Annotated in this window: 10 protein-coding genes; 4 read left to right on the top strand and 6 right to left on the bottom strand. The window is 59.8% G+C overall.

All coding sequences use genetic code 11. From position 1 onward, the window contains the following. Positions 1-779 (bottom strand): FAD-dependent oxidoreductase (locus B2W52_RS16510; RefSeq protein WP_286803760.1); only part of this gene is annotated, 779 nt, incomplete at its 3' end. A 25-nt stretch (positions 780-804) separates the two neighbouring features. After that, on the bottom strand, positions 805-2,037 hold the full coding sequence (locus tag B2W52_RS16505; protein ID WP_273084165.1) for an NAD(P)/FAD-dependent oxidoreductase: 1,233 nt from the start codon (positions 2,035-2,037) through the stop codon (positions 805-807). Positions 2,038-2,421: 384 nt separating this feature from the next. On the opposite strand from B2W52_RS16505, the gene B2W52_RS16500 reads away from it, so the two are divergent. Further along, positions 2,422-3,717 carry a nitrate- and nitrite sensing domain-containing protein gene (locus B2W52_RS16500; RefSeq protein ID WP_286803759.1) on the top strand — a complete coding sequence of 432 codons (1,296 nt, stop codon included), beginning with the start codon at positions 2,422-2,424 and terminating at the stop codon, positions 3,715-3,717. Positions 3,718-3,727: 10 nt separating this feature from the next. On the opposite strand, the gene B2W52_RS16495 is transcribed toward B2W52_RS16500, so the two are convergent. From B2W52_RS16495 to B2W52_RS16485, 3 genes are all read right to left on the bottom strand, one after another. After that, a complete protein-coding gene (locus tag B2W52_RS16495; RefSeq protein ID WP_286803758.1) occupies positions 3,728-4,594 on the bottom strand; it encodes an ABC transporter ATP-binding protein in 867 nt (288 codons plus the stop codon). A 152-nt stretch (positions 4,595-4,746) separates the two neighbouring features. Continuing rightward, positions 4,747-5,754, bottom strand: a complete 1,008-nt coding sequence (locus B2W52_RS16490) for an ABC transporter permease (protein ID WP_286803757.1) — start codon at positions 5,752-5,754, stop codon at positions 4,747-4,749. Positions 5,755-5,781: 27 nt separating this feature from the next. Then, the gene (locus B2W52_RS16485) at positions 5,782-7,164 is read right to left on the bottom strand and encodes a CmpA/NrtA family ABC transporter substrate-binding protein (protein WP_008176939.1); all 1,383 of its coding nucleotides are present in this window, start codon (positions 7,162-7,164) and stop codon (positions 5,782-5,784) included. Positions 7,165-7,665: 501 nt separating this feature from the next. Here B2W52_RS16485 and B2W52_RS16480 point away from each other — a divergent pair. After that, positions 7,666-10,311, top strand: coding sequence for a nitrate reductase (locus B2W52_RS16480; RefSeq protein WP_286803756.1), 2,646 nt, complete (start codon positions 7,666-7,668; stop codon positions 10,309-10,311). On the opposite strand, the gene B2W52_RS16475 is transcribed toward B2W52_RS16480, so the two are convergent. Then, on the bottom strand, positions 10,295-10,960 hold the full coding sequence (locus B2W52_RS16475; protein ID WP_050898367.1) for a hypothetical protein: 666 nt from the start codon (positions 10,958-10,960) through the stop codon (positions 10,295-10,297). The genes B2W52_RS16480 and B2W52_RS16475 overlap by 17 nt on opposite strands. 299 nt (positions 10,961-11,259) lie before the next feature. On the opposite strand from B2W52_RS16475, the gene B2W52_RS16470 reads away from it, so the two are divergent. Next, a complete protein-coding gene (locus B2W52_RS16470; protein WP_008176946.1) occupies positions 11,260-11,832 on the top strand; it encodes a type IV toxin-antitoxin system AbiEi family antitoxin domain-containing protein in 573 nt (190 codons plus the stop codon). Between the two features lie 47 nt (positions 11,833-11,879). Continuing rightward, positions 11,880-12,628: nucleotidyl transferase AbiEii/AbiGii toxin family protein (locus tag B2W52_RS16465; protein WP_286803755.1), on the top strand; the 749-nt coding region annotated here is incomplete at its 3' end.

Genomic DNA, 12,628 nt, shown 5'->3' with positions numbered 1-12,628 from the left:
CCGCCGCGCTCGCCGATCTCCAGGCCGCTGGCCCGGGCCAGGGCGTCCTGGGGCCGAATGCCTGCGGAGAAGACGATCAGGTCTGTCTCGAGGAAGGATTCGTCGCTGAAATTCATGCGCAGACGGGCATCCTCGCCCTCGGTGATCGCTGTGGTGGCCTTCTCGGTGTGCACCTGAACGCCAAGCTCCTCAATCTTGTGGCGCAGCAGGGCGCCGCCATCGGTATCAAGCTGAACCGGCATCAGCCGGGGCGCAAATTCCACAACGTGGGCTTCCAATCCCAGGCTCTTGAGCGCATTGGCAGCTTCAAGGCCCAGCAGGCCACCGCCTACCACCACGCCTGTGCGGGCACCTTCTGAGCTGGCACGAATGGCATCCAGATCATCCAGGGTCCGGTAAACCAGGCAGTGCGGGCGATCATTGCCCTTGATGGGAGGCACAAACGGATAGGAGCCGGTGGCCAGCACCAGTTCGTCGTACCGGTAGCTGCCACGGGGCGTTTCCAGGGTGCGATGTTCCCGGTTGATGCCGGTTACCTGTTCGTTCAGGTGCAGTTGAATCCCCTGCTCGGTGTACCACTCCAGCGTGCCCATGGCGAGATCGGCATGGCTGGAGCCGCCGAAATACTCGGACAGGTGAACCCGGTCATAGGCCAGCTGTTTTTCCTCGCCGAACACGATGATCTCGAAATCGGCAGCGGCCGGGCTGGCGCAGAATTGTTCCAGGAAGTGATGGCCGACCATGCCGTTGCCGACGACTATCAGGGTTTTCTTGCTCATGGGTCTGTCCTCTTTCCGGAGCGGCTCATGCCGCCGCCTCGCAGTAGTTCTTGCCGAATGCAATGAAGTTCCGGTAGCGGGAAATATCGTCCTGCTGCTGAATGCGCTGGCTGTACCAGGGGCCGTCCCGGGTGTCGCCCAGCAGTACGGCGCCGGTCAGGCGCTGATTGCGGATCAGCAGCCGGCAATAGTGGTTCTGTTCGTGGTCCTGCCAGACCACGGATTCGGTGTCCCCGTCGGGGCTGATCTGTCCGCAGGAGAAAATCGGAACGCCGCTGATCTTCAGGCGGGTCGGAGTATCCACTGGCCGATACTCGGCGTCTGGAGTGTTTCCGCTGAGCACGCCTGCAAGCACCTCGGCCTGCTGGTACCCGGGCTCCACCAGTCCGAAGGTGGTGTTTCCCGACTGACAACACTCACCCAGTGCAGAGATTGCCGGGTCGCTGGTGCGTAGCTGCCCGTCCACGAGAATGCCGCGATCGCATTCCAGGCCGGCAGTCCGGGCAAGCTCGGTAGCAGGCGTGATACCGGTGGCGAACAGCACCAGATCCGTGCTGACGAGAGTTTCGTCATCCAGCTGGACGGCCCGGACCATGGAACGCCCGAGCAGGGCTTTGGGAGCCGTTCCGGTGCGAATATTTACGCCCCGCTCTTCCATGTGCTGTTGCAGGAGCTGACCCCCGATGCTGTCCAACTGACGGTTCAGAAGATGGCCGCTGCGGTGCAGCAGGGTGACGGCCATACCACGCTGGCGGAGACCTTCAGCGGCTTCCAGGCCAAGAAAGCCTCCGCCGACGACCACCGCCCGCCGATGGCGGCCAGCAGACTCAATCAGGGTCCTGGTGTCTTCCAGGTCCCGGAAGGTCATGACACCCGGAAGGTCTGCGCCCGGTAGCCCCGGTTTTGCGGGCCTCGATCCGGTGGCCAGCACCAGATGGGTGTAGGGCTGTACCCGACCGGATCCGGTGGTCACCGTCTGATCTTCCCGATTGATGGTGACTACCGGTTCTCCGTTGCAGACTTCAATACCGCTGTTCCGAAACCACTCGTCCTGCTGCAAGGCCAGAGAAGCTTCGTTTGTTTCACCGGCGAGCAGCAGCGAGAGTTGTATCCGGTTGTAGGCAGCGGATGCTTCGCCGTTGAACACGATGATGCGGGTAAACGGTCTGACTCGCCCACGGCAGAGAGCTTCCAGCAGGCGTTGCGAAACCATGCCGTGCCCGCAGATCACCAGTGTCGATTCAGTGTTTCCTGTCATTTCGCTCGAACCCGTACTTTTCGACCAAACAAAAAAAGCCGGAGCATCTATTCCCGAGGGGAAATCGATGGTCCGGCGCCAATGCCAACAACAATGATCTGATGGTCCGGCCTGATCCTTGGCCGGGACGTTCGTCCTTACCAATTGCAAAGCGATCTTCGTGCCAGTTCTGCGAACCTTTAAAAATCAGATGGTTAAAATTTTATAAGGCTGCTATCACCAGTACGAACACTTGAAAACTGCCCCGCGACGGGGCGGATTGCACGGTTTTGGGCCAGATGCGGTGGCGCGGTAATTGCTGCGCACTGGCAAGAGGTTGGTTACGCGAGTGACTGATCTGACCGTGATTGTCGCATTTGAGGCTGTCTGCCTCCGGAGTCTGTTATGAACACCAAACGTGCCGCCGCCTATAAATCGCCATCCGCGGGCGACTACCTGATTGCCTCGAAAAGCTGCGAGTTGATGAACCTCCAGTACTTCTTGCAGATGGGCAAACTGGTCCAGTGCATCAGCAATCTGGTACATGCACTGCAGTGCGAGCGGGGTGCGTCCAACGTGTTTCTTGGTTCTTCCGGCGAAAAGTTTGCCCAGGAGCGAAAACACCTGGTTGCGACGTCGGATCGGCTCCGTGCGGAGTTTGAGCAGGCCCTTGCCGAGATTCACCAGGAACTGACGGCGCATCCTGTCAGTAGCCGCCTGCTTAACCAGCTTGCGAGCGCCCTTCACGGCCTTGAGGGCTTGCCCGAACTGCGACGGTGTGTGGTGGCCCGGAAAGTAACCGCGGCCTCTGCCACCGAGGATTACAGTACCCTGATCCACAACCTGATTGCGGTGGTGTTTGAGGCCGCAGATACCGCGGTTGACCCCACCATAGCGGGGCTTCTGGTGGCCATGGTGCACCTGATGAACGGCAAAGAATTCTGTGGACAGGAGCGGGCTGTCGGTTCGGCGGGGTTTTCCAGTGGCCGGTTTGATCGTGCACTGTCAGAGCGCATGGCGCACCTGATTGAGGCGCAGGAACGCTGTTTCGAGGTGTTTAACAGCTTTGCCGATGAGGGTTCCCTGGACCTGTGGGAAAAACTGCGCGAAAACCCCCGTGAGTCCGAAATTGAAAAACTTCGCCAGCGGGGCACTGCCATCGGTCGTTATAAAGACCTGGATCCGGCCCTGGCCGATGAATGGTTCAGGCTCATGTCTGAGCGGATGGATGAGCTCAAAAAGATAGAGGATTCCGTGGAGGGCTGTTTTCACGCCCGTTGCACCGAGCGTTTTGCCGATGCCAGAAACTCGCTGGCCCACCAGGAAACCCTGATTACTTCCCTGGATGCCCAGGAACCGGCTTCTCAACCCATGTTGGTGCTGTGCGATTCCGGAAACGAACAACAGGCCGGTGAGTCCTGGGCCAGCGATGGTATTGGTCAGCAGTTTGGCCGCTCCATCTTCGATCTGGTCCAGGAGCAGACCCGGCGCCTGCAACAGATGACCGATGAACTGCAGAGTGCCAGGGAGGCTCTGGAAGACCGCAAAACCCAGGAAAAAGCCGTGCTACTGCTGATGGAGCATCGCAGGATCAGCAACGACGAAGCTCACCGGGTATTAAGGAAACTGGCCATGGACCAGGGCCGGAAGTTGCCCGAGGTAGCCCGGGCCCTGGTGTCCATGGCGGATGTGCTGAAGTAACCGAAACGTATCACGCCCTGGCGGCCCGGGCCTTCGGTTGCTCACCCTCGGAGGCTTCCGGCTTTCCCGAACGACGTGGCGAGATGTGCTCCAGCTTGCGCTGTTTCTCGTACAGGAAGCGCAAGACCTCCTGCCGGTAATGCACGTATTCCGGGTTATCGGCCAGAGTCACCCGGTTGCGCGGCCGGGGCAGGTCAATGTAGAGATCCTCGCCCACGGTGGCCTCGGGCCCGTTGGTCATCATGATGATCCGGTCTGACAGCAACACCGCCTCGTCCACATCGTGGGTGATCATGATAACGGTGTTATTCAACTCCTGCTGAATCTCCATCAGTGAGTCCTGCAGGTGGGCCCGCGTCAGTGCATCCAGTGCGCCAAACGGCTCGTCCATCAGCAGCACACTGGGTTTCATGGCCAGGGCACGGGCAATCCCCACTCGCTGGGCCATACCACCGGAGACCTCACCCGGCCGCTTGTCCGCCGCATGGGCCATATTCACCAGCTCCAGGTTGTGATGAATCCAGTCGCGTCGCTCCTGCTTGCCCATGGATTTTCGAAAAACCTGCTGCACTGCCAGCTCGACATTCTCGTACACCGTCAGCCAGGGCATCAGCGCATGGTTCTGAAACACCACCGCACGCTCCGGCCCCGGCGAATTCACCTCATGGCCATCCAGCACACAGCCGCCCCTGGTCGCCTGAAGCAGGCCAGCCACAATGTTCAGGACGGTGGACTTGCCACAACCGGAGTGGCCAATCAGGGAAACAAACTCGCCCTTCTGTATCTTCAGATTAATGTTGTCCAGGGCCACAAATGGCCCCTTCGGCGTATCAAACGCCATTTCAACACCGGTTAATTCAAGATGAGCCTTACTCATGGAAAGCACCTCGCGGTAATCGGAGCGCCGGGTGGGTCACGCCTCCCGAAACCCTCAAAAACATGGATGTTTTTGCGGAGCGTACAGGGATGTATTCACCGCGTGTCCCGGGAGGCATCCCCTGCCCGGTGCGGCATACTCCAAACCAGGGCTCATTCGTTCCAGGCCGCCCTGCGCTGAATCAACAGCATCACCCGATCCAGCACAAACCCGATAAACCCGATAGCCAGAACCGCCACCATGATCCTGCTCAGGGACTGGCTGCTGCCGTTCTGGAACTCGTCCCAGACAAACTTGCCCAGCCCCGGGCTCTGGGCCAGCATCTCGGCCGCGATCAGCACCATCCAGGCAATGCCCAGCGACACCCGAAGGCCGGTGAAGATCATCGGCACCGAAGAAGGCAAAACCACCTTGCGGACATGGGTCCAGAACGACAGCCGCAGCACCCGGGAGACATTCAGCAGATCCGGATTGACCGCGGCCACACCGACGCTGGTATTGATCAACGTGGGCCAGAGACTGCACAGGGTGACCGTGATCATGGAGGTCAGGAACGACTTCTCGAACATCGGGTCGTCGCTCACGTAGGTTGCTGAGACCACCATAGTCACCAGCGGCAACCAGGCCAGCGGTGACACCGGTTTGAAAACCTGAATCAGCGGGTTGACCGCCGCCTGAAAGTGCCGGTTCAGGCCAACCACGATGCCCAGGGGCACGGCGATAGCGGTCGCCACGATGAATCCGGCCAGGACCGTAACCAGACTGGTCAGGATCTGGTCGGGAAAGGTGGGGGCACCGGGGTAATTCCGAATCCTGACCTCAGCCTCGGGGTTGTCCGCCAGAATCCGGGCGTTCCGCTCTTCCTGCATGGCAATGAACTTGTCGGCCCGCTCGCGCTGGTTGACGTGCTCCTGCCAGAGTTGCCCCGATTGTTCCCAGACCTGTGCCGGGCCCGGGAAGCTGCCCAGTGAGGTATCCACCTGCGGTGCCGCCAGATGCCAGAAACCGACGAATACCAGAATACCTATCAGTGGCAGCAACATCTGGCGCCCGGTGGCGGCGAGCTGGCCGGGTGTCAGCGACTCACCGAGGGACCTGAATCTCTGGCCCAGCCAGCGCGGCGGCTGGGAGGGTTTTTTGGCCGAAGTAATCGTAGTCATGGTTATCAAACCTCCTTGCAAACCCGGTTACGGGGTTTGCGTACCTTTCAGGCCGATCTCGAAACTGTCGATATAGGCGTTGGGTGTTCGGGGGGTGAAGGCGATACCGTCAATCAGCTCGCCCTGTTGCGGGCGCTGAAAGTTCTCGGCATCGAAGTCCGGAAAATCCTTGGCCTTCAGCGTGCCGTCGGCAATCAGTGAACGAGCTGCCTGCTGGTAGATGTCGGCCCGGTAAACCCGGGCTGCGGTTTCCATATACCAGTCGTCCGGCTTGGCCTCGGGTATCTGGCCCCAGCGGCGCATCTGGGTGAGATACCAGATGGCATCGGACGGATACGGGTAGGTGGCGTGATACCGGAAGAAGACATTGAAATCCGGGACTTCGCGAACGTCGCCTTTTTCATACTCGAAGGTGCCGGTCATGGAGTTGGCAATCACCGCCTCATCGGCACCTACATAGCTGGGCCGGGCCAGGATTTTCACGGCCTCGTCCCGGTTGGCATTGTTGTTCTCATCGAGCCAGTGGGCGGCGCGAATCATGGCGCGCAGCAGGCGCAGATGGGTGTTCGGGTAGTCCTCGGCCCACTGACGGGTTACGCCGAAGACCTTTTCCGGGTTATTCGGCCAGATCTCATAGTCAGTAATCACCGGAACGCCGATGCCCATGAACACGGCCTGCTGGTTCCAGGGCTCACCTACGCAGTAGCCCTGGATGGTGCCCGCCTCCATGGTGGCGGGCATCTGCGGCGGCGGAGTTACGGACAGATGCACGTCGGCTTCCAGGGTGCCGCTGGTGTCGCCGCGCTGGGGCGCGTAGTAGCCGGGATTCAGGCCACCGGCCGCCAGCCAGTAGCGAAGCTCGTAATTATGGGTGGACACGGGAAACACCATGCCCATCCGGAACCGTTCGCCCCGATCCCGGGCTGCTTCCACGACCGGCCGCAGCGCGCTGGCGCTAATGGGATGTTCGGGCCTGCCGTCGGCATTGTCGGGGATGTGCTGGCTCATGGTGTCCCAGACATCGTTTGAAACCGTAATGCCATTGCCGTTCAGGTCCATGCTGAAGGCCGTGATGATATCGGCCCGGGTGCCGTAGCCAATGGAGGCGCCGAGAGGCTGGCCGGCGAGCATATGGGCGCCATCCAGTTCTCCGGTAATCACCCGGTCCAGCAGGACCTTCCAGTTCGCTTGCGCTTCCAGTTCAACAAACAGGCCTTCGTCCATAAAGAAGCCCTGTTCCCAGGCAATCGCCAGGGGCGCCATATCGGTCAGCTTGATAAAGCCGAGCTTGAGGTCCGGCTTCTCGGCCGGACCGATCTCCGCGTGAGCCCCCGTGCTGACTGTCCAGACGGTGGCTGTAAGCAGAATTCGAGTGAGCCAGCGGGCGGTTCTTCGTGTGAGCGTGTACATGGATATACCTCATTCTGTGTGGCCCAAACGCAAAAACGCCCGCTCTCCGTTGCCGGAAAGCAGGCGCCTGTGCCTGGGGATCAGTTTTCTGTTGAGTCGTAACGCGCGTCTCTGTTTATAGTCTTGCACGGGCCGTGCCATCTCGGCTGGTCTCAATAAAACAACGAGTTAGGAGAGTTCTTCGAGGAGGCGGCAGGTATGGTGAGCGGGCATTCGTCTGGTTTTAGTGCGTGGTAGGCCAGGTTTGCACCACTTTGATACCGGATTTGATGGTTGGCCCGGAGCCTTGGCGCATTGATGCGGGGCTGAAATCCTCGAGAGCCGCCATAGTCGGTGTCTGGCAGAGCCCGGAGCCGCCCTTGATCGGAATGGCCCTGTTATTGCAGCCGGTAATGCGACTGTTCAAGACAACCTGATTCCATTGGCAAAGAAGCCCGCCCCTGATGCGCCTCCAAGGCATCCGGATTGGCGGGCTTTTTTTATGAAACCCGAGGAGGTGCTGTGACCGGTACCAACAAAAAACCGGCGACGGTTCAAACCACCTGCCCGTATTGCGGTGTGGGTTGTGGAGTGAGCGCAACGCCATCTGCGACCCGCGGGGATGAGGCACATCCGGCGAATCTGGGGCGCCTTTGCGTGAAGGGCTCTGCCTTACACGAAACGCTGACTCCTGATGGACGACTGTTGCGGCCTGTTGTTCACGGTCGTGAAAGTGCCTGGCCGCAGGCAGTGGCGGAAGTGGCCCGACGGATTCGTGAATCAGTGGCGCTTCATGGGCCCCGGTCTGTGGCCTTCTATCTCTCCGGTCAGTTATTGACGGAAGATTATTACGTGGCCAACAAACTCGCCAAGGGGTTTATCCGCACACCCAACGTGGATACCAATTCCCGCCTGTGCATGTCGTCTGCCGTTGCAGCCCATAAAAGGGCCTTTGGCGGGGATCTGGTTCCCGGCTGTTATGAAGACCTGGAGTTGGCCAACCTGTTGGTGCTGGCCGGCAGCAATGCGGCCTGGGCGCATCCGGTGCTCTATCAGAGAATGCAGGCTTCGGCGCGACCCGGTCGCCGGGTCGTAGTGATTGATCCCCGTAAAACCGCGACCAGCGATCTGGCGGATTTGCATCTGGCCATCCGCCCCGGGACCGATACGGTGCTGTTCAATGGCTTACTGGTCTGGCTGGCCGACCAGCAGGCTGTTGATAATGGCTATCTGGAGGACCATTGTGAGGGTTTCGACGCCAGCCTCAGCGCTGCCAGAATCGCGGCACCCTCTTCCGAAGCGGTGTCCAGGATCTGTGAACTGCCGGTAGAAGATGTCATTGCCTTTTACCGATGGTTCGCAGAAGAACAGCGCACGGTGACGGCGTTCTCCCAGGGCATCAACCAGTCCTCAGCCGGCACCGATAAAGGCAACGCCATTATCAACTGCCATCTGGCCACAGGCCGGGTGGGAAAGCCCGGCGCCAGCCCCTTTTCCCTGACCGGCCAACCCAATGCCATGGGTGGCCGGGAAGTGGGTGGGCTGGCCAACACCCTTGCCGCTCATATGGATTACGACAGACCGGATGCCCGGGACCGCGTGGCCCGGTTCTGGGAGACCGAGGCGGTCGCAGATGGACCGGGCATGAAAGCCGTCGACCTGTTCGATGCGGTTGAGCGGGGTGATATCAAGGTGTTGTGGATCATGGCCACCAACCCTGCGGTCAGTTTGCCGGAGACCCATCGTATTCGGCGGGCTCTGGACCTGTGCCCGACTGTCATTGTGTCTGATTGCGTCAGGGACACAGACACCGCTCGCCATGCGGACATCCTGTTGCCGGCGGCAGGTTGGGGTGAGAAAGACGGCACGGTTACCAATTCCGAACGCTGCATTTCCCGTCAGCGGCGCTTTTTGCCGTTGCCCGGAGAGGCCCGGCCCGACTGGTGGATCGTCAGTGCGGTGGCCCGCGCCCTGGGACACCAGGCGGGCTTTGACTATGGGAAGCCCGCGGACATTTTCCGGGAACATGCCCGGTTGTCGGGGTTCGAGAACGCCGGTCAGCGTTTCTTTGATATTTCCGGGCTGGCGGAGTTGAGCAATGAACAATACGAGTTGCTTGAGCCTGTCCAATGGCCGGTTACCGGGGCGGCGTCTGATTCCAGGCGACTGTTCACTGACGGTCGGTTCGCGACCGACAACGGGCGCGCTCGACTGATGCCAGTTGCCTCTCGATTACCGGCCAGGAATCCGAATGAAGCGTTTCCGTTGATCGTGAATACCGGCCGTATCCGGGACCAGTGGCACACCATGACCCGGACAGCCCGGTCCAGCCGGTTGCTGGCCCATCGCCCCGAGCCGTTCATTGAGGTGCATCCCGAGGATATTCGGGCGCTTTCCCTCACCCCGGGGGCATTGGCAACACTGAAGAGTGCCCATGGGCACTTTGTCGGCCGGGTGCGCAGTGCGCCGGAGCAGCGGCGTGGTGAGGTGTTTGTGCCGATCCACTGGAACGATCAGTTCACCGGGCAGGGTCTGGCTACAGCGCTTACTGACAGCCTGGTAGACCCGATATCCGGGCAACCGGAAGCCAAGCACGGTCGTGCTACCCTCACCCACTGGCCTGCCCGTTGGTATGGACGTTTGCTGGTGCGACGGGATCGTCCAAAACGCTGGAAGGCAGACTACTGGGCCCAACAGGTTCTGCCCGATTGCGATAGCTGGATCGTGGCGGGGCAGTGCAAAATGGATTGGAAAAGTGCTGTGCCAGACTGGCTCGGCGGCCAGCCGCAGCTGGTGATGGAAGATGTCCGCGAAGGCCGCTTCCGGGCGGCGCGGTTGCGCAATGGTCAGTTGGAGGCGGTACTCATGGTGGATCGTGACGCGGCTGCCTTGCCATCCGTGGACTGGCTGGTCAGCTGCTTTAGTCAGCCAGAGCTCGACGAGGCGAGCCGGCGCGGCCTGCTGGCGGCAAAGGCCGTCGATGGGGATGATGCTGGCAACCTGGTTTGCAGCTGCTTCCAGGTTGGGGACCGACAGATTCAGCAGGCAATTGGGCGGGGTGCCAACAGCGTCGATGCCCTCGGCCGTGAGCTCAAGTGTGGCACCAACTGTGGGTCCTGTGTGCCGGAGATACGGAGCCTCCTGGTTGCCTCTACCGAGGTGGTGTAAGCGGGCTTAGCATCTGCACAGGCACTCTGTATCGCACCCCTTTCGAGTGCCCGATGCCGTCCACGGTGCAGGTCTTTCGATTGACCCGAATGATCTGCCCGTGCAGTTCCCGCCGGCCGGCACCAAAACGCACGGTATCGCCCACCTGCCAGTGGGCCATCTGTTGCCTTGTGTCCACAGGCTCGAAGGGCGTATCCGGTAGCGCCAGACCCTGTTCCCTCGCCTCATCTGCCAGGGCCTTACGGGTCGCTTGCGCCGCCCCGTTCTCGTGCAACTCATCCAGAATGGTATAGAAATGGCGGTTGTGCACAGAGCCCCGATATCGCTGGCCGGCACTTTGCTGCAGGAGATGGGCAAACTCGTGGCAGCAGGTGTGTGCCAACAGATTCAGAGTGCTCAGTTCCCCGCCAAAGTACCCCCGTTTCCGGATCTCTCGGCCTGACAGCCAGCCGCTCGCCGTCTCCGGCTGGTGCTTGGCGGCAATCATGCGGGCACCGTAGGTGATCAGGTGTTGCCCGTCTCGAGAATCGTAACGGTGATAGGTGGCCTGGCCGGACCCAACCCGGCAATGCAGGACGCTGCCCGGATTGCGTTCCCGGACCCATTGCTCCGCCGGTTGCCAGAGCCAGTCCCGGGTGACGGCGCACATGAGTTCGCCAAGGCTGATGGCGGTCTGGGTTGGTAGGGGCGTTTTCTGCAAACTTGGGTACCTGGCTACTTCACGGATGCGTAATACCAAACAAGCTTAACGTTCGAATTTACGGTTTGCTATGGTCTGGCTCGGCAATATTATGCGGTGGTACTGATTATCGACCTTGGGAAAGGTCCAGCAAAGCCGACACTTGAATGACCTATGCCATTCAGACAAACTGTCACCATATATAAATAAGTGGTGACGATTTGTCTGGCTCCGACTCCGCCCGATCTTCCAGGGCAAAACTCCAAACCATGTTCCGTCAACGCGGCGGTCAGCTCCGCCTGACAGAAGCGCTGGCTCGGGGCTTTAGCCGGTACCAGTTCTATCAGCTTCGGGACGAGGGGCTGATTGAGCCGGTCAGCCGTGGCATTTACCGGCTGGCGGACCTGCCCTCAATAGAGAACCCGGATCTGGTGGCTGCCGCTACCCGTTTTCCCAATGCGGTGCTTTGCCTGATTTCCGCGCTGGCCTGGCACGACATTACTACACAGATTCCCCATCAGGTGCATCTGGCGGTGGAGCGGGATGCCCGTTTGCCGGTGCTGGATTATCCGCCGGTAGCCGGGTACCGGTTCTCCGGGCGGGCCTTTAGTGAAGGCATTGAACAGGTTGACGTGGATGCCATCACCCTGAACGTCTACAACCCGGAGAAAACCCTGGCCGACTGTTTCAAGTTCCGGAATCGAATCGGCATGGATGTGGTTCTGGAGGCGTTGGATCTATACCGCACCCGCAAAAACTTCCGTCCAGGAAAACTGATGGAATATGCCAGAATCTGCAGGGTCGCCAATGTCATGGCACCCTACTTGGAAGCCAAGCTGTGAACAGAATCATCCTGGCGATGGAATAAAAAGAGTGAAAGGAGATCACGGTGGCACAAAACACTGCTGCGTCCGTTCGGCAGAGATTGCTGAATAAGTCCCGGGAAGAAAAGCGTCGCTTTGATGAACTGCTGCAGTATTACGCCATGGAGCGGTTTCTTTACCGGTTGAGTCAGTCGCCCCATAACCGCTGCTTTACCCTCAAAGGTGCGCTGATGTTCTGGGCAATGCAGGGGCCGAACAGCAGACCGACACGGGATATCGATATGTCGGGCCAGACCAGCAATGATCCAGAGGCTATTCTGGCCCAGGTGGGCGAGATTATTGCGACTGAGGTGCCGGATGATGGCTTGCGATTTGATCCGGATACCCTGAAGGCGGAGACCATTACCGAAGATGCAGACTATCAGGGGCTAAGGGTGACCTTCAGCGGTTTTCTCGACAACGCCAGGATTCCAATGCAACTGGACATTGGCTTTGGCGATCCCATATTTCCGTTCCCATCCTGGCTGGAGTTCCCGGGCTTGCTGGATTTTCCAACTGCACGGATTAAGTGCTACACCCCGGAATCGTCGATTGCTGAGAAGTTCCAGGCGATGGTCAACCTTGGCGAACTGAACAGCCGGATGAAGGACTTTTACGATATCTGGCTGCTTTCGCGTCAGCACGAGTTCCGGTTGGAAAATCTCGAGGGGGCGGTTGAGGGCACCTTCCGAAAGCGTGGGACAGCAATCCCTGAAACCAGTCCCTTTTCTGCCGCTTTTATGGACAGCAAGCAACCACAGTGGCGGGCTTTCCC

The sequence above is a fragment of the Marinobacter sp. UBA2498 genome, from assembly GCF_002341575.1.
Classification (GTDB): domain Bacteria; phylum Pseudomonadota; class Gammaproteobacteria; order Pseudomonadales; family Oleiphilaceae; genus Marinobacter; species Marinobacter manganoxydans.
Note: the sequence above shows the minus strand (reverse complement) of the source record. Positions and strands in the feature narration are given on the sequence as shown.

Excerpts from the sequence above, each read along its gene's own strand:
- B2W52_RS16485 (WP_008176939.1), bottom strand. The coding sequence starts at position 7,164 with ATGTACACGCTCACACGAAGAACCGCCCGCTGGCTCACTCGAATTCTG.
- B2W52_RS16500 (WP_286803759.1), top strand. The coding sequence starts at position 2,422 with ATGAACACCAAACGTGCCGCCGCCTATAAATCGCCATCCGCGGGCGAC.
- B2W52_RS16470 (WP_008176946.1), top strand. The coding sequence starts at position 11,260 with ATGTTCCGTCAACGCGGCGGTCAGCTCCGCCTGACAGAAGCGCTGGCT.
- B2W52_RS16475 (WP_050898367.1), bottom strand. The coding sequence starts at position 10,960 with ATGTGCGCCGTCACCCGGGACTGGCTCTGGCAACCGGCGGAGCAATGG.
- B2W52_RS16495 (WP_286803758.1), bottom strand. The coding sequence starts at position 4,594 with ATGAGTAAGGCTCATCTTGAATTAACCGGTGTTGAAATGGCGTTTGAT.
- B2W52_RS16505 (WP_273084165.1), bottom strand. The coding sequence starts at position 2,037 with ATGACAGGAAACACTGAATCGACACTGGTGATCTGCGGGCACGGCATG.
- B2W52_RS16490 (WP_286803757.1), bottom strand. The coding sequence starts at position 5,754 with ATGACTACGATTACTTCGGCCAAAAAACCCTCCCAGCCGCCGCGCTGG.